Source organism: Enterobacter cloacae complex sp. EB5, assembly GCF_031432835.1.
GTDB lineage: Bacteria > Pseudomonadota > Gammaproteobacteria > Enterobacterales > Enterobacteriaceae > Enterobacter > Enterobacter hormaechei_C.
This window is the reverse complement of the sequence record NZ_CP133860.1, coordinates 292,767-312,660: the sequence shown is the minus strand read 5'-3', so window position 1 is coordinate 312,660 and position 19,894 is coordinate 292,767. Positions and strand designations below refer to the sequence as shown.

22 protein-coding genes, 2 tRNA genes and 3 other RNA genes are annotated in these 19,894 nt (G+C 53.8%); 14 read left to right on the top strand and 13 right to left on the bottom strand.

All coding sequences use genetic code 11. The annotated features are described in order from the left end of the window. Positions 1-44: 44 nt before the first annotated feature. Positions 45-1,229: a NupC/NupG family nucleoside CNT transporter gene (locus RHN82_RS01655; RefSeq protein ID WP_047052680.1), complete on the bottom strand. Its 1,185-nt coding sequence runs from the start codon at positions 1,227-1,229 to the stop codon at positions 45-47. Positions 1,230-1,480: 251 nt separating this feature from the next. Here RHN82_RS01655 and efeU point away from each other — a divergent pair, with 251 nt between their 5' ends. From efeU to phoH, 4 genes are all read left to right on the top strand, one after another. Then, on the top strand, positions 1,481-2,314 hold the full coding sequence (efeU, locus tag RHN82_RS01650) for an iron uptake transporter permease EfeU (protein ID WP_003858080.1): 834 nt from the start codon (positions 1,481-1,483) through the stop codon (positions 2,312-2,314). Positions 2,315-2,354: 40 nt separating this feature from the next. After that, positions 2,355-3,482: an iron uptake system protein EfeO gene (efeO, locus tag RHN82_RS01645; protein WP_023303411.1), complete on the top strand. Its 1,128-nt coding sequence runs from the start codon at positions 2,355-2,357 to the stop codon at positions 3,480-3,482. Between the two features lie 3 nt (positions 3,483-3,485). Further along, positions 3,486-4,769: an iron uptake transporter deferrochelatase/peroxidase subunit gene (efeB, locus tag RHN82_RS01640; protein ID WP_047052679.1), complete on the top strand. Its 1,284-nt coding sequence runs from the start codon at positions 3,486-3,488 to the stop codon at positions 4,767-4,769. Positions 4,770-5,269: 500 nt separating this feature from the next. Further along, a complete protein-coding gene (gene phoH / locus RHN82_RS01635) occupies positions 5,270-6,058 on the top strand; it encodes a phosphate starvation-inducible protein PhoH (RefSeq protein WP_047052678.1) in 789 nt (262 codons plus the stop codon). Positions 6,059-6,287: 229 nt separating this feature from the next. On the opposite strand, the gene RHN82_RS01630 is transcribed toward phoH, so the two are convergent. The 3 genes from RHN82_RS01630 to RHN82_RS01620 all read right to left on the bottom strand — a co-directional run bounded on the left by RHN82_RS01630 (position 6,288) and on the right by RHN82_RS01620 (position 8,070). Further along, positions 6,288-6,375, bottom strand: a tRNA-Ser gene (locus RHN82_RS01630). Positions 6,376-6,512: 137 nt separating this feature from the next. After that, positions 6,513-7,190: an isochorismatase family protein gene (locus RHN82_RS01625; RefSeq protein WP_003858068.1), complete on the bottom strand. Its 678-nt coding sequence runs from the start codon at positions 7,188-7,190 to the stop codon at positions 6,513-6,515. Positions 7,191-7,209: 19 nt separating this feature from the next. Next, positions 7,210-8,070, bottom strand: coding sequence for a pirin family protein (locus tag RHN82_RS01620; RefSeq protein WP_003858066.1), 861 nt, complete (start codon positions 8,068-8,070; stop codon positions 7,210-7,212). A gap of 109 nt (positions 8,071-8,179) precedes the next feature. On the opposite strand from RHN82_RS01620, the gene RHN82_RS01615 reads away from it, so the two are divergent. Next, on the top strand, positions 8,180-9,085 hold the full coding sequence (locus RHN82_RS01615; RefSeq protein ID WP_047052414.1) for a LysR family transcriptional regulator: 906 nt from the start codon (positions 8,180-8,182) through the stop codon (positions 9,083-9,085). Between the two features lie 109 nt (positions 9,086-9,194). Here RHN82_RS01615 and RHN82_RS01610 read toward each other — a convergent pair. The 4 genes from RHN82_RS01610 to RHN82_RS01595 all read right to left on the bottom strand — a co-directional run bounded on the left by RHN82_RS01610 (position 9,195) and on the right by RHN82_RS01595 (position 9,825). After that, positions 9,195-9,331: non-coding RNA, RtT sRNA (locus RHN82_RS01610), on the bottom strand. Between the two features lie 44 nt (positions 9,332-9,375). Further along, positions 9,376-9,512, bottom strand: a non-coding RNA gene (locus RHN82_RS01605) — RtT sRNA. A gap of 44 nt (positions 9,513-9,556) precedes the next feature. Continuing rightward, positions 9,557-9,693, bottom strand: a non-coding RNA gene (locus RHN82_RS01600) — RtT sRNA. A 44-nt stretch (positions 9,694-9,737) separates the two neighbouring features. Beyond that, positions 9,738-9,825, bottom strand: a tRNA-Ser gene (locus RHN82_RS01595). Positions 9,826-10,054: 229 nt separating this feature from the next. On the opposite strand from RHN82_RS01595, the gene ghrA reads away from it, so the two are divergent. The 4 genes from ghrA to RHN82_RS01575 all read left to right on the top strand — a co-directional run bounded on the left by ghrA (position 10,055) and on the right by RHN82_RS01575 (position 12,968). Continuing rightward, positions 10,055-10,993, top strand: coding sequence for a glyoxylate/hydroxypyruvate reductase GhrA (gene ghrA / locus RHN82_RS01590; RefSeq protein WP_047052415.1), 939 nt, complete (start codon positions 10,055-10,057; stop codon positions 10,991-10,993). Positions 10,994-11,077: 84 nt separating this feature from the next. Next, positions 11,078-11,815, top strand: a complete 738-nt coding sequence (locus RHN82_RS01585) for a phosphatase (protein WP_003858061.1) — start codon at positions 11,078-11,080, stop codon at positions 11,813-11,815. 19 nt (positions 11,816-11,834) lie between these two features. Next, the gene (locus tag RHN82_RS01580; protein WP_003858059.1) at positions 11,835-12,389 is read left to right on the top strand and encodes a molecular chaperone; all 555 of its coding nucleotides are present in this window, start codon (positions 11,835-11,837) and stop codon (positions 12,387-12,389) included. A 96-nt stretch (positions 12,390-12,485) separates the two neighbouring features. After that, the gene (locus RHN82_RS01575; RefSeq protein WP_072189991.1) at positions 12,486-12,968 is read left to right on the top strand and encodes a DUF1097 domain-containing protein; all 483 of its coding nucleotides are present in this window, start codon (positions 12,486-12,488) and stop codon (positions 12,966-12,968) included. Positions 12,969-13,011: 43 nt separating this feature from the next. Here the strand turns inward: RHN82_RS01575 and csgG are convergent, their stop codons facing one another. From csgG to csgD, 4 genes are read right to left on the bottom strand one after another with little or no spacing between them, the layout of a single operon-like run. Then, the gene (gene csgG / locus RHN82_RS01570; protein ID WP_003858055.1) at positions 13,012-13,845 is read right to left on the bottom strand and encodes a curli production assembly/transport protein CsgG; all 834 of its coding nucleotides are present in this window, start codon (positions 13,843-13,845) and stop codon (positions 13,012-13,014) included. Positions 13,846-13,871: 26 nt separating this feature from the next. Beyond that, the gene (csgF, locus tag RHN82_RS01565) at positions 13,872-14,288 is read right to left on the bottom strand and encodes a curli production assembly/transport protein CsgF (RefSeq protein WP_003858054.1); all 417 of its coding nucleotides are present in this window, start codon (positions 14,286-14,288) and stop codon (positions 13,872-13,874) included. A gap of 26 nt (positions 14,289-14,314) precedes the next feature. Next, entirely contained in the window at positions 14,315-14,704 is a 390-nt protein-coding gene (csgE, locus tag RHN82_RS01560) for a curli production assembly/transport protein CsgE (protein ID WP_003858052.1), read from the bottom strand. Positions 14,705-14,708: 4 nt separating this feature from the next. Further along, a complete protein-coding gene (csgD, locus tag RHN82_RS01555) occupies positions 14,709-15,359 on the bottom strand; it encodes a biofilm master transcriptional regulator CsgD (RefSeq protein WP_006809293.1) in 651 nt (216 codons plus the stop codon). 743 nt (positions 15,360-16,102) lie between these two features. Here csgD and csgB point away from each other — a divergent pair. The 5 genes from csgB to ymdB all read left to right on the top strand — a co-directional run bounded on the left by csgB (position 16,103) and on the right by ymdB (position 18,533). Beyond that, positions 16,103-16,558: a curli minor subunit CsgB gene (gene csgB, locus RHN82_RS01550; protein WP_047052417.1), complete on the top strand. Its 456-nt coding sequence runs from the start codon at positions 16,103-16,105 to the stop codon at positions 16,556-16,558. Between the two features lie 39 nt (positions 16,559-16,597). Beyond that, positions 16,598-17,053 (top strand): curli major subunit CsgA, encoded by a 456-nt coding sequence (csgA, locus tag RHN82_RS01545; protein ID WP_003858043.1) that lies wholly within the window; start codon positions 16,598-16,600, stop codon positions 17,051-17,053. Positions 17,054-17,109: 56 nt separating this feature from the next. Next, a complete protein-coding gene (gene csgC / locus RHN82_RS01540; RefSeq protein ID WP_023296298.1) occupies positions 17,110-17,442 on the top strand; it encodes a curli assembly chaperone CsgC in 333 nt (110 codons plus the stop codon). 153 nt (positions 17,443-17,595) lie between these two features. Continuing rightward, entirely contained in the window at positions 17,596-17,916 is a 321-nt protein-coding gene (locus RHN82_RS01535; RefSeq protein WP_047052418.1) for a type 1 fimbrial protein, read from the top strand. Between the two features lie 80 nt (positions 17,917-17,996). Then, complete coding sequence (gene ymdB, locus RHN82_RS01530; RefSeq protein WP_047052419.1) at positions 17,997-18,533, top strand: O-acetyl-ADP-ribose deacetylase; 537 nt, start codon at positions 17,997-17,999, stop codon at positions 18,531-18,533. A gap of 41 nt (positions 18,534-18,574) precedes the next feature. Here the strand turns inward: ymdB and mdoC are convergent, their stop codons facing one another. After that, a complete protein-coding gene (gene mdoC, locus RHN82_RS01525; RefSeq protein ID WP_047052420.1) occupies positions 18,575-19,714 on the bottom strand; it encodes a glucans biosynthesis protein MdoC in 1,140 nt (379 codons plus the stop codon). Positions 19,715-19,894 lie beyond the last annotated feature (180 nt).

The window sequence follows — 19,894 nt, the reverse complement described above, 5'->3', positions numbered from 1 at the left end:
TGTATCGTAGGCCCGTGCAAGCGAAGCGCCGCCGGGCACAAAACTTACAGCACCAACCCCGCAAAGCTCGCCGACAGCAGGCTCACCAGCGTCGCGCCGTACACCAGACGCAAACCAAACCGCGACACCACGTTGCCCTGCTGCTCGTTCAGGCCCTTAATCGCCCCGGCGATGATGCCGATGGAGGCGAAGTTCGCGAACGACACCAGGAACACGGACAAAATACCCAGCCCGCGCGGTGACATTTGATGGGCTATTTTTTGCAGCTCGATCATCGCCACAAATTCATTCGCCACCAGTTTTGTTGCCATAATGCTCCCCGCGTTTAAGGCATTGCTCAGCGGAATACCAATAAGCCACGCCAGCGGATAAAACACATAACCCAGAATCTGCTGGAAGCTCATGCCAAATATACTGGAGAAGAGGGCGTTAACGGCGCTAATAAGGGCGATAAAACCAATCAGCATCGCCAGAATAATCATCGCCACCTTAAAACCGGCCAGAATATACTCGCCCAGCATTTCAAAGAAGCTCTGGGATTCGTGCAGTTTTTCCAGCCTGATATCCGGCTCCGCTTCCGGGCGGGTCGGGTTAATGACTGAAAGAATAATAAAGGTGCTGAACATGTTCAGGATCAGCGCCGCGACGACAAATCTGGCGTCGAGCATGGTCATATAGGCGCCGACAATCGACAGCGACACCGTCGACATGGCCGTGGCAGCCATCGTAAACAGACGACGCGAGGAGAGATCCCCGAGTACGCCCTTGTAGGCAATGAAGTTTTCCGACTGACCGAGGATCAGTGAGCTCACCGCGTTAAAGGATTCAAGCTTGCCCATGCCGTTCAGTTTTGACAGTAGCGTCCCGATCACCCGAATAAAAATCGGCAGAATGCGCCAGTGCTGAAGAATACCAATCAGCGCCGAGATAAAAATAATGGGGCAGAGCACGCCAAGGAAAATAAATGCCAGCCCTTTTTCACCCATCCCGCCAAAGACAAAATTCGTCCCTTCGGCAGCGAATTTAAGCAGCGACTCAAAGAAACCGGAGACGTATTTAATAATAAACAGGCCGCTTTCTGCGTGGAGGAAAAAGAACGCCAGCGCAATTTCAATCACGATCAGCTGTAAAACGAAACGAATACGAATTTTTCGGCGGTCGAAACTCACCAGCCAGGCGAGCGCAAGAATAATCACCAGCGCCAGCAGGAAATGGACAATTTTAAACATGGCTTATTTTCAGTTGGTTTTCGAGGCGGACATTTAGCCACAGCCCCGGTTAACCGTAAATGGGCATTTTCGTTATACCTTATAAACGTAACGGTTACTCAGGCAATTATTACTCCGCAATGCGTTTACATCTGGTCATCAAAACGCAACACATTTCGCTTGTTTTTCTTCTTGCCGTAATGATAATCACTATCACAAGAATTTACCTTTCTTTGCATCAGTTGACCGCGATAAACATTTAAGGTGTCGGCATGTTTGTTCCTTTTCTCATTATGTTACGTGAAGGCCTTGAAGCGGCCCTGATTGTTAGCCTTATCGCCAGTTATCTGAAGCGTACCCAGCGCGGACGCTGGATTGGCGTGATGTGGGTTGGCGTTTTCCTTGCCGCGGCGCTCTGCCTGGGGCTGGGTATTCTTATCAACGAAACCACCGGTGAATTTCCTCAGAAAGAGCAGGAGCTGTTTGAAGGGATCGTCGCCGTAATTGCGGTGGTGATCCTCACCTGGATGGTGTTCTGGATGCGCAAGGTCTCCCGTAACGTGAAGGTACAGCTTGAGCAGGCGGTGGACAACGCCCTGCAAAAAGGCAACCACCACGGCTGGGCGCTGATCATGATGGTCTTTTTCGCCGTGGCGCGTGAAGGCCTGGAGTCTGTGTTCTTCCTGCTCGCGGCTTTTCAGCAGGACGTGGGCATCTGGCCGCCGCTGGGCGCGATGCTTGGGCTGGCCACGGCGGTTGTGCTTGGCTTCCTGCTCTACTGGGGCGGCATTCGTCTTAACCTGGGTGCGTTCTTCAAGTGGACCAGCCTGTTTATTCTGCTGGTGGCCGCGGGGCTGGCGGCAGGGGCGATCCGCGCCTTCCACGAAGCGGGTCTGTGGAACCACTTCCAGGACGTGGCGTTCGATCTCAGCAACGTCCTGTCGACCCATTCACTGACCGGTACCCTGCTCGAAGGGATCTTCGGCTACCAGGAAACGCCGAGCGTCAGCGAAGTGGCGATGTACTTTATCTATCTGGTGCCAGCGCTGATCCTGTTCGCTATGCCGCCGCGTACCGGCTCACAGACGTCGCGCGTTGCGCCGTAAGTGCTGTTTTAGTTACAACATACTTTTAAAGGGAAGAGTCATGGCCATTCAGTTCCGTCGTAGTGCGTTATGCGCAGGCATTGCCGCGCTGTTCGTGTCTGCCTTCACCGCTCAGGCGGCAGATATTCCGCAGGTCAAAGTCACCGTCAACGATAAACAGTGCGAGCCGATGACCATCACGGTTAACAGCGGTAAAACGCAGTTTATTATTCAGAACCACAGCCAGAAGGCGCTGGAGTGGGAAATCCTGAAAGGCGTGATGGTGGTGGAAGAGCGCGAGAATATCGCGCCGGGCTTCAGCCAGAAGATGACCGCAAATCTTCAGCCCGGGGAATATGACATGACCTGCGGCCTGCTGACTAACCCGAAAGGTAAGCTGATCGTCAAAGGCGCAGCGACGGCGGACGCGGCCAAAGGCACGGCGCTGCTGAGCCTCGGCGACGCCATTACCGCCTATAAAGCCTATGTCACCAAAGAGACAGCGGACCTGGTGGCAGGCACCAAAGCCTTTACCGACGCGGTGAAAGCGGGCGACATCGAAAAAGCGAAATCCCTGTATGCGCCTACCCGTCAGCACTACGAGCGCATTGAGCCGATTGCCGAACTGTTCTCTGACCTCGATGGCAGCATTGACGCCCGTGAAGACGACTACGAGCAGAAGGCCGCCGATCCGAAATTCACCGGCTTCCACCGTCTGGAAAAAGCCCTGTTTGGCGATAACTCCACCAGTGGGATGGAGAAATACGCCGAGCAGCTCAACAGCGACGTGCTGGAGCTGCAAAAACGCATCAGCGAGCTGGCATTCCCACCGTCGAAAGTGGTGGGTGGCGCAGCGGGCCTGATTGAAGAAGTGGCCGCCAGCAAAATCAGCGGTGAAGAAGATCGTTACAGCCACACCGACCTGTGGGACTTCCAGGCGAACGTCGACGGCGCACAGAAAATTGTCGATCTGCTGCGGCCTCAGCTGCAAAAAGAGAACGGCGAACTGCTGGCGAAAGTGGATGCCAACTTTAAGAAAGTTGACGCTATTCTGGCGAAATACCGCACCAAAGACGGGTTCGAAACCTACGACAAGCTGACCGATGCAGACCGTAACGCGCTGAAAGGCCCGATTACGACGCTGGCGGAAGATCTCTCCCTGCTGCGTGGCGTACTGGGTCTGGATTAAACGATGAACAAGCATGACGAGTACGACGTGGCGGAACCTTCCCGACGTCGGTTGTTAAAAGGGGTAGGGGCGCTGGGCGGCGCGTTTGCCCTGGCGGGCGGCTGTCCGGTGGCGCATGCGGCAAAACCGCAAAGCGCCCCCGGCACGCTCTCCCCGGATGCGCGTATGGAAACGCAGCCGTTTTATGGTGAGCACCAGGCGGGGATCCTGACGCCGCAGCAGGCCTCGATGATGCTGGTGGCTTTCGATTCGCTGGCGAGTGATAAGGCCGACCTTGAGCGGCTGTTCCGCCTGCTGACGGCGCGCATTGCATTTCTTACCGCGGGTGGTCCGGCACCGGAAACACCGAATCCGCGCCTGCCGCCAATGGATTCCGGGATCCTCGGGGCGTTTATCGCTCCCGATAATCTGACCATCACCGTGTCGGTGGGGGAATCGCTGTTTGATGATCGCTACGGACTGGCGAAGCAGAAGCCGAAAGCGCTGCAAAAAATGACGCGATTCCCGAATGACTCTCTCGACGCGGCGCTGTGCCACGGCGATCTGCTGTTGCAGATCTGCGCCAATACCCAGGATACGGTGATCCACGCCCTGCGCGATATCATCAAGCACACCCCGGATCTGCTGAGCGTGCGCTGGAAGCGGGAAGGTTTTATCTCTGACCACGCTGCGCGCAGTAAAGGGAAAGAGACGCCGGTCAACCTGCTGGGCTTCAAAGACGGCACCGCCAACCCGGACAGCAGCAATGCCGCGTTGATGAACAACGTGGTCTGGGTGACGGCGGATCAGGGTGAACCGGCCTGGGCGGTGGGCGGCAGCTATCAGGCGGTGCGTATCATTCAGTTCCACGTGGAGTTCTGGGACCGCACGCCGCTGAAAGAGCAGCAAACTATCTTCGGTCGCGATAAGCAAACCGGCGCACCGCTCGGCATGAAGCACGAGCACGATGAACCCGACTACGCCCGCGATCCGAACGGGGATGTCATCGCGCTGGACAGCCATATTCGCCTCGCCAATCCTCGCACCAAAGAGACGCAATCCAGCCTGATGATGCGCAGGGGCTACAGCTACTCGCTGGGGGTGACCAACTCAGGTCAGCTTGATATGGGACTGCTGTTTGTCTGCTATCAGCACGATCTGGAGAAGGGATTCCTCACCGTGCAGAAGCGGCTCAACGGCGAAGCGCTGGAGGAGTATATCAAGCCCATCGGCGGCGGCTATTTCTTTGCCCTGCCCGGCGCGCGTGACGCGAACGCCTGGCTCGCTCAGGGTCTGATAGAAGCCTGATAATCGTCCCTGCGACAGTTCGCGGGGACATTATTTTTTCGAAGGACTATCTTATTGTTATATTTCTGTAATATTTCTATATAAGACTGATTTTCCATGTAGGGGCAGTCTGAAAAGTTGCATTCAGGTAAAATAAATGTTGCATTTGTGATAATCCCTGATGTACTTAAGATAAGACAGCGGTAGTTCCCGGCAGTGATGTTAACTCACTATGGAGATCGCGAATGGTTGCGTCCTGTACTGGACAAGGTAAACACATCAACCGCAGTACCCGGCGCGGAGGCTCAGACTCCGGCAGCGATTTCCTCACCACCAAATTCTCTCCTTCACCTCAAGAACCTTTTTCTACCGACGTGCATAACGGTGCGCGTAGCCGTTGTATATCGTCATCCGGTAATGCAAGCAATGGCTTACAAGGAAGCCAACCCTCTGATGTTCGTGCGCATAATCGTGCCGATGCTGGCGCGTGTGATGAATACCAACAACTCAAGGTGCTATCCATGGGAAGACAGAAAGCAGTGATCAAAGCTCGTCGTGAAGCAAAACGTGTGCTGAGACGGGATTCACGTAGCCATAAACAGCGTGAAGAAGAATCGGTCACCTCGCTTGTGCAGATGAGCGGCGTAGAATCCATTGGCATGGCGCGGGACAGCCGCGATGCATCGCCAATTGTGGCGCGGAATGAAGCTCAGGCGCACTACCTGAATGCTATCGAGAGTAAACAGCTCATCTTTGCAACCGGGGAAGCCGGATGCGGGAAAACCTGGATCAGTGCCGCCAAAGCGGCGGAGGCGCTGATTCATAAGGACGTGGAAAGGATCATCGTTACCCGTCCGGTACTGCAAGCGGATGAAGATCTGGGCTTCCTGCCCGGTGATATTTCCGAGAAGTTTGCCCCGTACTTCAGGCCCGTCTATGACGTGCTGGTGAAGCGGCTGGGCGCTTCCTTTATGCAGTACTGCCTGCGACCAGAGATTGGCAAGGTGGAAATCGCGCCGTTCGCCTATATGCGCGGACGTACATTTGAAAATGCGGTCGTTATTCTTGACGAGGCTCAGAACGTGACCGCTGCGCAAATGAAGATGTTTTTAACGCGCCTCGGGGAGAACGTGACGGTTATCGTCAATGGCGATATTACCCAGTGTGACCTGCCGTCCGGCGTGAAGTCCGGACTGAGCGACGCCATGTCACGTTTTGAGGAAGATGAAATGATAGGGGTGGTACGCTTCACCAAAGATGACTGTGTGCGCTCGGCGCTCTGCCAGCGCACGCTACAAGCGTATTACTGAGTGTGCAGTTGCGTTCAAGGCCCGGGAAACCGGGCTTTGTTTTTTGTGCGGGCGTGATGTCGGGTGGCGCTGCGCTTACCCGACCTACAAAACCCCCGATCGTAGGCCTGGTAAGCGCAGCGCCACCAGGCGTGAAGAGCGCAGAGAGTTCCAGGGGGCGAATCCCCCTACAGTCGTGCAACATGCAAAAAAAAAAGCTCGCATTTTCATGCGAGCTCTTCTTCAAATATGGCGGTGAGGGGGGGATTCGAACCCCCGATACGTTGCCGTATACACACTTTCCAGGCGTGCTCCTTCAGCCACTCGGACACCTCACCATATTGTTTTGCTGCCTGACCGCTTGGGGGGCAACGGGGCGCTACTATAGGGAGTTGCGCTAAAACGGTCAAGCAGATTTTCAGCATTCGTGCTTGTTCGGTTAAGCCTTAATCAGCTTATGTCGCAGCGCGCAGGATTAACGCTGCGAATCGAGCACTTCGCTATTTTTCACCACGTCCTGCGCTTTGCTGTAGCTTTCGATCAGCAGCTGGTAGGCCGGGAAGATGTGTGTGTACACCTCAGCCCATTCACCCGCATCTTCACGGTTCCACGTGCGCTGAATTTCGGAAGCAACGGCTGCCGTGTCCATCGGCACCACGCCTGCCTGAACCACGCGCGCCAGGGTGATCTCCTGCGCCATTTTGCTGTAGGTGCCGGAGGCATCAATCACCGCAAACACTTTGTACCCGTCCGCCACCGCGCTGATGGACGGGAAGGCCATGCAGACGCTGGTGATCGTCCCCGCGATAATCAGCGTTTTGCGCCCGGTGGCTTTCACCGCCGCCACGAACTCCGGGTTATCCCAGGCGTTGATCTCACCCTTGCGTGCCACATACTGTGCGTGCGGCGCGTTGGCGTGGATCTCCGGGATAAGCGGGCCGTTCGGTCCCTGTGGAACCGACGCCGTGGTGATCACCGGAATCTTCGCCAGCGAGGCGATTTTTGCCAGCGCCGCTGCACGGGCGCGCAGCTCAGGCATTGGCATGTCGCCGACGGTCTGGAACAGCCCGCTCTGGTGATCGATAAGCAGCATAACGGCATCGTTTACGTCAATAACGGGACGTGCACCGTTGAAGTTTGCAGGGGTAGACATAATGCGCTCCTTATTACGTTTAGATTTGGCCAAAGCGGCCGGAGTTGAAATCGCGAATAGCCTCGGCAATTTCGGTTTTACTGTTCATCACAAACGGGCCATAGCCCACGATGGGTTCATTCAGCGGCTCCCCGGCCATCAGCAGCACTTTGGCATCGCTGCTGGCTTCGAGATGCAGTTTGTCACCGCTCTGACTCAGCACGACCAGTTGCGCCTCACCGGCAGGCGTGGTGCCGTTCACCGTCACGCTGCCTTCAACGACAACCAGCGCCGTGCTCCAGCCTTCGGGCTGATTGAGCGTCAGATGGCTACCCTGGTGCAGCGCGAGATCCCACACGTTCAGCGGTGAGAAGGTATGCGCCGGGCCGGTTACCTCTCCAAAACGGCCAGCAATCACGCGCAATGTTCCGCTGTTATCCGGCAGGGTGACCACCGGGATATCCGCCTGAGTGATGCTCTGGTAGCCAGGCGTCGCCATTTTGTCTTTGGCGGGCAGGTTGACCCACAGCTGCATCATTTTCAGTTCACCGCCTTTCTGCGAAAACGCGCTGGAGTGGAACTCCTCGTGCAAAATGCCTGCGCCCGCCGTCATCCACTGCACGTCGCCTGGGCCAATAACGCCGCCTCTGCCGGTGGAATCACGGTGCTCCACTTCGCCTGAGTAGACGATGGTCACCGTTTCAAAACCGCGATGAGGATGCTCGCCCACGCCGCGTTTCGCGCCGTCCGCCGGGAAGGTATGTGGTCCGGCGTAGTCCAGCAGCAGGAACGGGCTCAGGGGCTCGCCGTGCGTCTGGTAAGAAAACATCGAACGAACCGGAAAACCGTCACCGACCCAGTGCGGCCGAGGTGCGGTATACACGCCTGTTACGTTTTTCATGATTAACTCCTGATGTCCTGTTGATGGAATTAGCTTATATTCAGGGTTAATATCCCGGTAGATAGCAAAAATGACATTCACTGTTCCATAAATGGAACAATGGAGGCGTATGCAGGATCTCAATGATTTCGTATGGTTTGTGAAGGTAGTGGAGCATGGTGGCTTTGCGGCGGCGGGTCGGGCGCTCGATCAGCCTAAGTCGAAACTGAGCCGTCGGATTGCGCAGCTGGAAGAACGCCTGGGCGTTCGGTTGATACAACGTACCACGCGGCAGTTTGCGGTGACGGAGGTGGGGCAGACATTCTATCAGCACTGTAAAGCCATGCTGGTGGAAGCTGAAGCTGCGGAGGAGGCGGTGGCTGCTTTACAGGCTGAGCCGCGCGGTATGGTCCGGATCACCTGTCCTGTCACCTTGCTGCACGTTCACGTGGGGCCCATGCTGGCGCGGTTTATGGCGCGCTATCCGGGGATCAACCTCCAGCTTGAAGCCACCAACCGCCGGGTCGATCTGGTGGCGGAGGGGGTGGATGTGGCGATCCGCGTTCGTCCGCGCCCGTTTGATGACAGCGATCTGGTATTAAGGGTGCTGGCGGACAGGGGGCACTGTCTGGTTGCCGGACCGGCACTGATTGAACGGATGGGCAACCCGGCGATGCCCTCTGAACTCAGCGAGTGGCCGGGGTTAAGTATGGGGGCGGGCAAGCACCTGCATAAGTGGGAATTGAGCGGGCCGGAGGGCGCAAAGGCAGAAATTCACTTCACGCCGCGCCTGGTGACTACCGACATGCTGGCGCTGCGGGAGGTGGCGATGGCGGGCGTGGGCGTGGTACAGCTGCCCATTTTGATGGTGAAGGATCAGCTGGCTTCAGGTGAACTTGTTCGGGTGCTGAATGCCTGGGAACCCAGACGGGAAGTGATCCACGCGGTGTATCCATCCCGGCGCGGCCTGCTGCCATCGGTCAGGACGCTGGTGGATTTTCTCACCGAAGAGTACGCAAAGATGGTTGAAGACTAGCTTTTTGTAGGTCGGGTAAGCGTAGCGCCACCCGACATAAAGAGCGCAGGGAGCGAATAGAATATAAAAGAAAAAAGCCCGCATTTTCATGCGAGCTCTTCTTCAAATATGGCGGTGAGGGGGGGATTGACTCGCTTCGCTCGCCCTTCGGGCAGCCTGTTCGCTACGCTCTCAGTCTGTCCAACTGGCTGCGCCAGTTGTCGAACCCCGGTCGGGGGTTCTCATCCCCCCAAAGGCGTGCAACATGCGAAAAAAAAGCCCGCATTTTCATGCGAGCTCTTCTTCAAATATGGCGGTGAGGGGGGGATTGACTCGCTTCGCTCGCCCTTCGGGCAGCCTGTTCGCTACGCTCTCAGTCTGTCCAACTGGCTGCGCCAGTTGTCGAACCCCGGTCGGGGGTTCTCATCCCCCCAAAGGCGTGCAACATGCGAAAAAAAAGCCCGCATTTTCATGCGAGCTCTTCTTCAAATATGGCGGTGAGGGGGGGATTGACTCGCTTCGCTCGCCCTTCGGGCAGCCTGTTCGCTACGCTCTCAGTCTGTCCAACTGGCTGCGCCAGTTGTCGAACCCCGGTCGGGGGTTCTCATCCCCCCAAAGGCGTGCAACATGCGAAAAAAAAGCCCGCATTTTCATGCGAGCTCTTCTTCAAATATGGCGGTGAGGGGGGGATTCGAACCCCCGATACGTTGCCGTATACACACTTTCCAGGCGTGCTCCTTCAGCCACTCGGACACCTCACCATATTGTCATCCCGTTGTTGTCGGGACGGGCGCTAATGTAAGGAAAAGCCGTACTGCCGTCAACCGACTTTTTCAGTAATTTAGCGTGTTTAGACAAACTTCAGGCAACCTGATTCCGAAATGTGCGAAATGCGCCTCTTTTATCAGCAACGCGGTTTAGCGATAAATTTGTTATGCTGGCAAGCCAGTTGAAAATGAAAATAAAACAGCGCAATAAAAGGCAATGACTATGGATATTATCTTCTATCACCCCACTTTTGATACGGCTTACTGGATTAACGCACTCACGGCGGCACTGCCTGGCGCACGCGTTCGCGAATGGAAACAGGGCGATAATGAACATGCCGACTACGCGCTGGTCTGGCATCCCCCGGTCGAAATGCTTCAGGGACGCCGTTTGAAGGCGGTGTTTGCTCTTGGTGCAGGGGTGGATTCCATTCTCAGTAAGCTGAAGGCACACCCTGAAATGCTGCCGGAAGATATTCCCCTGTTTCGTCTGGAAGATACCGGTATGGGGCAGCAGATGCAGGAATATGCCGTGAGCCAGGTGCTGCACTGGTTCCGCCGCTTCGACGATTATCAGGCGTTCAAACAGCAATCCCACTGGGAACCGCTCCCGGATTATCAGCGTGAAGATTTCACCATCGGCATCCTCGGCGCGGGTGTACTGGGCTCAAAAGTCGCCGAAGCGCTCGCCCCGTGGGGCTTCCCACTGCGCTGCTGGAGCCGGAGCCGTAAGGAGTATCCAGGCGTCGAGAGCTTTGCCGGAACGGACGAACTCCCGGCGTTCCTGAAAGGGACACGCGTCCTCATTAACCTGCTGCCGAATACGGCGGAAACGGTCGGCATTATCAATGGCACGCTCCTCAACCAGTTGGCAGAGAACAGCTACTTAATGAACCTGGCGCGCGGGGTACACGTTGTGGAAGACGATCTGCTGAAAGCGCTGGATAGCGGTAAACTGAAAGGCGCAATGCTGGATGTCTATAGCCGCGAACCGCTGCCAAAAGGCAGCCCGCTCTGGGCACATCCGCGCGTGGCGATGACGCCCCATATTGCGGCCGTGACGCGACCGGCGGAGGCCGTGGCGTACATCTCACATACCATCAGCGAAATAGAGAAGGGCAACGCGGTGACCGGACAGGTCGACAGACAGCGAGGCTACTGAGAGAAACCCGGCGTTCGCCGGGTTTTTGCTAATATTCGCCGCTGATAACTGCTATCCTTGGGAAAAACCGCAGAGGAGAGAAAGATGTATCCCGTTGACCTGCATATGCACACCGTCGCCAGTACCCACGCTTACAGTAACCTCCATGATTATATTGCTCAGGCGAAGCTGAAAGGCATCAAACTGTTTGCGATAACCGATCACGGTCCGGACATGGCGGATGCGCCGCACTACTGGCATTTTGTGAATATGCGTATCTGGCCACGCCTGGTGGACGGTATCGGGATACTGCGCGGCATCGAAGCGAACATCAAAAATACCGACGGTGAAATTGACTGCACCGGCCCGATGCTGACCTCGTTAGATCTGATCCTCGCCGGCTTCCACGAGCCGGTCTTTGCGCCCCAGGATAAAGAGACCAACACCGCAGCGATGATTGCCACCATTGCCAGCGGCAATGTGCACATTATCAGCCACCCGGGTAATCCGAAATACCCAATTGATATTCAGGCCGTGGCGCAGGCGGCAGCGAAGCACCGCGTGGCGCTGGAGATTAACAACTCCTCCTTTGTTCACTCGCGCAAGGGCAGTGAAGCCAACTGCCGCGAAGTGGCGGCGGCCGTGCGTGACGCGGGCGGCATGGTGGCGCTGGGCTCTGATTCACATACGGCCTTCACGCTGGGTGATTTCAGCGAGTGCCTGAAAATATTGCGGGACGTGAATTTCCCGGAAGAACAGATCCTGAACGTCACGCCGCGTCGTATGCTCGACTTCCTTGAGTCGCGCGGCATGGCGCCGATTGATGAATTTGCCGATCTTTAATTAATAACGGAATAAAAACATGAATGAGTTTTCCATCCTTTGCCGCGTGCTGGGCACCTTATATTACCGCCAGCCGCAGGATCCGCTGCTGGTTCCGCTGTTTACCCTGATTCGTGAAGGTAAACTGGCGCAGAGCTGGCCGCTGGAACAGGATGAGTTGCTGGAACGCTTGCAAAAAAGCTGCGATATGCAGCAGATTTCAACGGATTACAACGCGCTGTTTGTGGGGGAGGAGTGTCGCGTGTCGCCGTATCGTTCTGCCTGGCAGGAAGGTGCGACCGAAGCGGAAGTTCGGGCGTTTCTTTCAGAACGGGGCATGCCGCTGACGGATATGCCTGCCGATCATATCGGTACCCTGCTGCTGGCGGCCTCCTGGATTGAAGATAATGCAGGTGATGATGAGAACGAGGCGATTGAAACCCTGTTCGAAACGTATTTGCTTCCGTGGGTTGGCACCTTCCTGGGTAAAGTTGAAGCCCATGCCACCTCGCCGTTCTGGAGAACGCTGGCTCCGCTGACGCGTGACGCCATCGCTGCCATGTGGGACGAGCTGGAAGAAGAGAACGAAGAGTGATTTGAATCACAAAAATCTTGCAACGATACATTTCAACTTGCACGTAATGTGCTTCCGATCTCATTTCTATGGTGCGCATCTGCTAAGATGCGTACCATGAACATATTACTTTGTATTGCAATCACGACTGGCATCCTCTCCGGCCTCTGGGGTTGGGTGGCGGTATCTCTCGGCTTGTTGAGCTGGGCCGGTTTTCTTGGCTGCACGGCCTATTTCGCCTGCCCGCAGGGTGGTCTCAAAGGGCTCTTTATTTCAGGCTGCACGTTACTGAGTGGCGTGGTCTGGGCGCTGGTCATAATGAAAGGCAGCGCGCTGGCACCGCATGTGGAAATCCTGGGGTACGTCATGACCGGTATTGTGGCCTTCCTGATGTGCGTTCAGGCAAAACATCTGCTGTTGTCCTTTGTGCCCGGCACGTTCATGGGTGCCTGCGCGACCTTTGCAGGGCAGGGGGACTGGAAGCTGGTGGTCCCTTCGCTCATGCTGGGATTACTGTTTGGCTATGCCATGAAGAACAGCGGCCTCTGGCTTGCGGCCCGGCGCGAGAAGAGCCAGAGCGTTCCTGCGGTAAGCAAATAAAAAAAGGCGAGACGGAAATCTCGCCTTTTTTATGCGCCGCCGATTATGACTCTGGCGGCACCGACATCTCACGGTATTTCACCAGCACCGCATTACTCACGTCACTTTTATTCTGAAGATCCCACAAGCCGCGATCGATACCGTCATTAATCAGGAAAATCACGCCGGTTTCGATGGCCGACATCAGACACAGCATGACCGGCTCGTTAGAGGTATAGCCAATTTCACCCTCCAGCAGACGCTGGTAATCGATAAAGCGGAACACCCCGGCCTGCACTTCATAAGAGAGAATCGTTTTGCTGGTGGTCACGGAGGATAATATCTCACCCGTGCTCACGTTAACCACGCGCAGGTTGACGGCAATCTGATCCAACTGATACTGCGTGTCGGCCCCGATGCCAAAGTAACGCGCACCCGCGCCGCCCGATTTCACGTTACTTTCGTAGCCGATAATCGACCCTTCCACCATGATATTGGCAGCGGTGAGAGACTGTAGCGGCATGCGGTTATTGACGCCAACGGTACCATTCTCCTGCGCGGCACGAATGATTTTTCGTTCGTTAAGCAGGTTTTGCAGCCCCTGACGTTCCAGCGGGATAAACCAGCGAGAATCTTTCAGGGCGGTAACCAGCATCGCGGTGGCGCTCTGCGGTACGGCCGTCGAGAAGTTACTGGCTGGATACGGTTTGAACTGACCCGTCTCATCCTGAATATTATACACCGAGACGAATATCTTCCCGGTTGGGACCGGCAGATGCGTCAGATCCCGATAGCTCTGGGCACGGGGCATCAGGGTGGGTTTAGCGGCTTCTTTTGGCGGGGCAGTTAAACAACCGCTTAATAAGCACACTGCAACTAAAATAAAAAAGCGCTGCATAATAATTGTCCTTATTTCGGGGTTGTTTAGAAATCAGTTGAACTGGTCTGCAAACCGGAAACCTGGATGGTCGACGTTTTACCGGTTTTTCGATCAGTCACATTTAACTGAAGCTGCCCGTCTTTATTGGCAATATCGACGATAAAGTCGTTAGTGACCATCCGGCCGGGTTTTCCGGTATTAATGTTGGTTAATAAGCCACCTAATATTTGCGACTGGATCGCCTGAGTGAAATTATCCAGGGCTGACGGGGTCTCGATACCGAAATCATCGTCATAGCTGGGGTCTTTATAGGAGTTTTGAGCCTGAGCCTGGTTAAGCATAAAGGCTCCGTTATTCGGGTTGCCGCCAAAATTAGGGTTGCGGAACTGGAATGTCATATTTCCGGCCCAGCTCAACGGCGCAATGAGCATTAACGAAATCACTGTGTGTGCGAGACGCATTACAGCCTCCGAAATAGGTGTCGTTGCTAGAACTCATCTTTTGCTAAATCGCCTGTGCTCAAAAGGGCTTTGTCTAACTGTAGGCGGTTAATAGCTTCTTCTGTTTGTGCCAGCGCGAAAGCGACGTTCTGATCGAAGTCTCTTTTCGTTGGGAATAAAAAAGTCTGGTAAATAACGTCCTGATTAGCGGTTATTGTGATCCAGCTTCCCCACCGCGCACTGGGCCGTTCGTTGATGGTTAAGTTACCCGGATAATCGCTTTCCCACTTATCGCTGAAGGCACGATAAAAATCGTGTCCGACAGAGGTGACGGTGTGGTCGGTCAACAGTCCGGGAACTTCCACCTCAACAGCCTGAAGGTTTCCGGCAGCAAGCATAATGCCTGCGGCGGCAATCCAACTTAGGGTGCGTTTCATGCTATTAACGCCTGAGGTTATCGTTTGCCCACGACACCGCCTGCGTGCGATTTTTAACAGCTATCTTTTTGAAAAGATTATAAAGATGCGTCTTAACCGTATTTTCGCTGATAAATAACGAACGGGCGATTTCAATATTTGAAGCACCAATACGCAGTTTGTTCAGGATCTCTTTCTCACGGTGCGTCAGAAGGGCCGATTCTGAACTGTTATAGCGATAATTTCCGGAGTGGGTAATGAGGTAGCTGGCCAGTTTTTGCGAGAAATAACACTCCCCGCGCAATATGCCCTGCAAACCTTCCACGACACGGTTTTCTTCTTCAGTGACGTAAAATACGCCGTTAATATGCGGCCAGCTCTCAATTTCGCGGAAAGGATACTCATCAGGCGTATTTAATAACAATACGCGGATATTATTGTTTTTCCTGCTTAAATTATCTTGCCAGTAATGAATGAGTTTTTTATCCGCTTCCATCATATCGAGAAGAATGATGCTGCCAGGAGCGATGTCATCAAAAGAACGTTGAATATTATGCAGTTTCCCGTTAAGGGACAGGCATTGCTTTAAATGCTGCAATAACGCTGTCGCTTGTAAGGAAGGTTTTGTGATCAACAATAATGTATGACCGGGTAAGCTATGGACTTCATTAAACATGATGAAACCCCACGTTATTTATGACACCCGGCAGCTGCCCTCGTATTATTGAAAAGGGCACCAGAAGTACTGACAGGTGTGGCACTGCTGTGTGTAGTTAAAAAACCTCCTCCAAAGGAGGCGGTAAAATTAAAAACAAATAACGTACTGCTGTTTTCAATCTAGCTATTGCAAACTTTAAAGCAAGTGTTAATCGTGTAACAGAATGTAAAATTCGATATTAAGTTGTGTATTTTGCAGGGCTAATAGATTTTAAGGTAAGGGGAAAGTTGTACAGGCGTATAAACGTGCACAGATTTTAAAAACCATACTCTATATTATAATGAATTGAATTATCTGGCTTTGTATTATTGTAAGCCAGCCGGTAAAAAGTATGAACTCTGCTAAAAACATAAGACTTCCCTAAGCCAGAATGTTTTCTTAAGAAAACTTGCTTCGTGTCACGCACGTGGCAAAGGGTATTGTCGTTTTTGTCTGAAGAAGCCGGTGCAGGTTGGACAGTCTGTCTCGCTGTTGTACAAGCGCAGGAAGACATTTTTGGTTTCTGCTTCAGGCGTGTATCGCATCATTTCAGGCGAGATTTACGACTTTGAGGTGAAGGAGAATATAAAAATAAGGCGCACGGGTGAGATATTAAACATGTTTCGGCAGACATACTCTTTTCCGTAACGTGGCGTTAACAAAACGAATCGCGTTAACGGAGTCAGGAATACCTTTTATATAGCCAGGTCCAGGGTGACAGCATGAAAAACAAAACGTTGTTTATGATGTTTACATTACTGGGTGCGCCTGGGTTTGTAATCGCAGGTGATTCAGATTTAGCCAGTTCTGAATATAATTTTGCGATAAATGAATTAAGTAAAGCTTCATACAATCAGGCAGCCATTATTGGTCAACAGGGCTCAGGTAATAATGCTGATGTACGCCAGGGCGGTTCTAAATTGCTGTCCGTTATTTCCCAGGAGGGCGGGAATAACCGCGCGCATGTTGATCAGTCAGGGACGTATAACCTTGCTTATATCGATCAGACCGGCAACGGCAACGATGCGAGTATTAAGCAGGGTGCTTTTGGCAACACCGCCATGATTATCCAGAAAGGCTCGGGTAACAGGGCGAATATAACGCAGTATGGTACGCAGAAAACAGCAGTTGTAGTACAGAGACAGTCGCAAATGGCTATTCGCGTTATTCAACGCTAGCGATGTGTGACGCCTTAATCAATCCGATGGGGGTTTACCATGAAACTTTTCAAAGTGGCAGTTATTGCAGCAATCGTAGTTTCTGGCAGTGCTTTCGCAGGTGCGGTACCACAATTTGGCGGCGGCCACGGTGGTGGCTGGGGTGGCGGCAATAACGGCCCTGACTCAACCCTGAGCATTTACCAGTACGGCGGCGGTAACTCCGCGCTTGCTTTGCAGACGGACGCCCGAGATTCTGAATTGACCATTACCCAGCATGGTGGCGGTAACGGCGCAGATGTTGGCCAGGGCTCTGATGACAGTTCTATCGATCTGCTGCAAAAAGGCTTTGGTAACAGCGCTACCATCGACCAGTGGAATAGCAAAGACTCTGTTATCAACGTGAAACAGTTCGGCGGCGGCAACGGCGCGGCGGTAGACCAGACAGCGTCCGGCTCAACGGTGACTGTCCACCAGGTTGGCTTTGGCAACAACGCGACCGCACACCAGTACTGATTCATTTCTGTACCAAAAAACAGGGCATGCGCCCTGTTTTTTTTCGGGAGGATCTCATGAGTACCTTCATTCTCCTTGCCGCGCTTGCCAGTCAGATAACGTTCAGCACCTCACAGCAGGCAAATATGACAACCATTATTCCTCAGGTCACGCTGGCAGACGCCTGCGAATGTCAGGTTGAGGTGTTATCTGTCCGACAGGGGCAGGCGGGACAAAGTACATCGCGGCAGAAAAATACTCTTTTTATACCCGCTAATCAGCCGATTGATTTAACGCGAATCAGTTTAAATATTCGCTCAGGGGATGCGGTAAAAATAATCGTCACCGTTTCCGATGGAAAATCGCTTCATTTATCACAGCAGTGGAACGCACCGGCAAGTACGCTTTAATCATTCATGAAATCAATGATTTAATAAAGTGGCGGCGCTGCACAGGTAAGCTATGCTGATATCAAGAACCCAGCAATCGGGTTGCTTAAAATGATACGTCATAACGGAGCGTTTTTACCCCTCAAGGACGAATTTCATTGAGGAGTACAAATAATGTTCAAATCCGCAGCGTGTATTATTTCTGGTCTGGGACTGATCCTGTCCTCTTTTTTTTCTCCGGCTTATTCAGCAACTATAGAAAATGGTGGGGTGATTCATTTTCGTGGCGCGGTGGTCGCTGACCCGTGCGAAGTCACGCCCCGGCATCAGCAGTTCGCAATCTCCTGCCCGGAAAATAACCGTATGAAAACGCATACCATCAGTTATGACGAAGCGCTCCAGGGCCATCATCCTCATTCAGCTCTGGCCGCTGTCAGCATGAAATACCTGAATGAGCAGAAAACGCTTGCGGTCGTTCAGGTGGATTACCGCTAACCGCCGTTTTTTTCGCGGCAGTTTTTCTCCTTCTCCCTCTGCGATACACTGATGAAAAAGGCGGGTTGCAGAGGGTGTTTATGAGACCGCAAATCGACGTTATTCATGGCGATATCACGACGGTGCACGTTGACGTGATCGTCAACGCAGCCAATTCCTCCCTGATGGGTGGGGGCGGGGTGGACGGTGCCATTCACCGGGCCGCAGGCCCTCAGCTCCTTGAAGCATGCAAAACCGTGCGTCAGCAGCAGGGGGAGTGCCCGCCGGGGCATGCTGTTATTACGCTTGCGGGCGATCTCCCGGCCAAAGCGGTGATCCATACCGTTGGACCCGTCTGGCACGGTGGCGACCGCCAGGAGGCTGAGATTCTGGAGCAGGCGTATCGTAACTGCCTGCGGCTTGCGGCGGATAACGGCTATAAGACCATGGCGTTCCCTGCCATTAGCACCGGGGTGTACGGTTATCCAAAGGAAGCGGCAGCTACGATCGCCGTGAATACCGTTTATCACTACCTTTCCCTCAAACCCATGCCGGAAAAAGTCATTTTTGTCTGCTTCGATGAGCACACCGCCGACCTGTATCAGCGGATTTTGACCGCGCGCAGCCAGGCTTTTTGATGTCTGAAATGCAAAAACGGCGCCCTGAAGGCGCCGTTTTGTTATCCCGCTTTAACCTGAGGTTTGCCTGAGAACAGGAAACGCAAAAGCGGGATCCGCAGGTGGATTTCATACAACACGATGGCAATGCCAACCACAAAGACCAGGCCGGTGAAGAAGCCCAGCGCATTCGAGGCAATATGCGGCGTAATGTACGCCCCGAAAAACAGCGTCAGCGGATGGTGAACCAGGTAGATAAACAGCGAAGCATTAACGAAATAGGTAACGCGGCTGGATTTAAAATTCAGCAGACGATGGCCAAGGGCGAACACCACGTTAACCATCCACAGGCCCATCAGCATCGTTATCACGCTCTCTGTCTCATACATCCACGCGTCCCCGCTGCCATAGCGCTGATTGAGAAGATAGGCGGCAAAGGCCAGCGCAGCACCCACCGCACACCAGGGGGAGGGGGTGGTAAACAGCGCTTTAAGCCGGGGATGAATAAATGCCAGCGCCCCGATCAGGAAGAAGGGAATGTAGAACAGGGTCTGCATCACCACGAAATTAAACAGCCCATCGCTCAGAATGGGAGGGTAGACAATGAGCAGGGTGCGCCTGACGGCGGCATACGCTACCCCCAGCGCAAGAAACAGCAGCGACAGCTTGCCCAGGGTGATGTTGGCGAAGAAGGTCGAGGATGCGCTACTCGCGCGCTGGCGCAGCCGGCTGAAGATCAGCAAACTCACCGTGGTTAGCACCACCAGTACCAGCAGGAACCAGAGGTGGGAAATTAGCTCCCAGACCAGGGTGTTGTATTTCTCATAGAAGGAGAGATTCGGCCAGTTTTCCGCCTTGCCTTTAACATGCTGCAACATGATGAACTGCGGCAGCGTCAGCAGCGGAATGGCCGTCAACATTGGTATGCCCACGCGCTCCACGCGCACTTTCCACCATCGTTTGAGGGGATAGCGCAAGAAGAGCATGTAAGAGAAATAACCGGAAATGACAAAAAACACCTGCATGCGGAAGGCATGGATAAAATCATTAAACAGCGTCAGCCACCAGGAGGGCATCTGGCTGTTCACGTGCCAGGTGTGGCTGGAATAGATCAGTGAAATATGAAAAGGGATCCCCAATAGCATGAGCCATGCGCGGATCGAGTCGAGGAAATATTCACGTTGTACAGGGGTTGTGCTCATATAACTTTGCGCATTCTCAGACTTTTCGCCTTATCCCTAAGGCTCATAATGGTTACATTCGGAGCCAACCCTACACCAAGACCGACACCCTGTCTCCAGGATAAGCACGCAAAGTGAAAAGCGGGTTCTTTCATTTGCTTAATCCATGAGCCAGCGAGCTGAACAAAGCAGTGATAATGT

Excerpts from the sequence above, each read along its gene's own strand:
- RHN82_RS01575 (WP_072189991.1), top strand. The coding sequence starts at position 12,486 with ATGAACATATTACTTTGTATTGCAATCACGACTGGCATCCTCTCCGGC.
- efeB (WP_047052679.1), top strand. The coding sequence starts at position 3,486 with ATGAACAAGCATGACGAGTACGACGTGGCGGAACCTTCCCGACGTCGG.
- csgD (WP_006809293.1), bottom strand. The coding sequence starts at position 15,359 with ATGTTTAATGAAGTCCATAGCTTACCCGGTCATACATTATTGTTGATC.
- csgF (WP_003858054.1), bottom strand. The coding sequence starts at position 14,288 with ATGCGTCTCGCACACACAGTGATTTCGTTAATGCTCATTGCGCCGTTG.
- csgA (WP_003858043.1), top strand. The coding sequence starts at position 16,598 with ATGAAACTTTTCAAAGTGGCAGTTATTGCAGCAATCGTAGTTTCTGGC.
- RHN82_RS01585 (WP_003858061.1), top strand. The coding sequence starts at position 11,078 with ATGTATCCCGTTGACCTGCATATGCACACCGTCGCCAGTACCCACGCT.
- mdoC (WP_047052420.1), bottom strand. The coding sequence starts at position 19,714 with ATGAGCACAACCCCTGTACAACGTGAATATTTCCTCGACTCGATCCGC.
- RHN82_RS01580 (WP_003858059.1), top strand. The coding sequence starts at position 11,835 with ATGAATGAGTTTTCCATCCTTTGCCGCGTGCTGGGCACCTTATATTAC.
- csgE (WP_003858052.1), bottom strand. The coding sequence starts at position 14,704 with ATGAAACGCACCCTAAGTTGGATTGCCGCCGCAGGCATTATGCTTGCT.
- RHN82_RS01625 (WP_003858068.1), bottom strand. The coding sequence starts at position 7,190 with ATGTCTACCCCTGCAAACTTCAACGGTGCACGTCCCGTTATTGACGTA.
- RHN82_RS01615 (WP_047052414.1), top strand. The coding sequence starts at position 8,180 with ATGCAGGATCTCAATGATTTCGTATGGTTTGTGAAGGTAGTGGAGCAT.
- efeO (WP_023303411.1), top strand. The coding sequence starts at position 2,355 with ATGGCCATTCAGTTCCGTCGTAGTGCGTTATGCGCAGGCATTGCCGCG.
- efeU (WP_003858080.1), top strand. The coding sequence starts at position 1,481 with ATGTTTGTTCCTTTTCTCATTATGTTACGTGAAGGCCTTGAAGCGGCC.
- ymdB (WP_047052419.1), top strand. The coding sequence starts at position 17,997 with ATGAGACCGCAAATCGACGTTATTCATGGCGATATCACGACGGTGCAC.
- RHN82_RS01655 (WP_047052680.1), bottom strand. The coding sequence starts at position 1,229 with ATGTTTAAAATTGTCCATTTCCTGCTGGCGCTGGTGATTATTCTTGCG.
- csgC (WP_023296298.1), top strand. The coding sequence starts at position 17,110 with ATGAGTACCTTCATTCTCCTTGCCGCGCTTGCCAGTCAGATAACGTTC.
- RHN82_RS01620 (WP_003858066.1), bottom strand. The coding sequence starts at position 8,070 with ATGAAAAACGTAACAGGCGTGTATACCGCACCTCGGCCGCACTGGGTC.
- csgB (WP_047052417.1), top strand. The coding sequence starts at position 16,103 with ATGAAAAACAAAACGTTGTTTATGATGTTTACATTACTGGGTGCGCCT.
- RHN82_RS01535 (WP_047052418.1), top strand. The coding sequence starts at position 17,596 with ATGTTCAAATCCGCAGCGTGTATTATTTCTGGTCTGGGACTGATCCTG.
- phoH (WP_047052678.1), top strand. The coding sequence starts at position 5,270 with ATGGGAAGACAGAAAGCAGTGATCAAAGCTCGTCGTGAAGCAAAACGT.
- ghrA (WP_047052415.1), top strand. The coding sequence starts at position 10,055 with ATGGATATTATCTTCTATCACCCCACTTTTGATACGGCTTACTGGATT.
- csgG (WP_003858055.1), bottom strand. The coding sequence starts at position 13,845 with ATGCAGCGCTTTTTTATTTTAGTTGCAGTGTGCTTATTAAGCGGTTGT.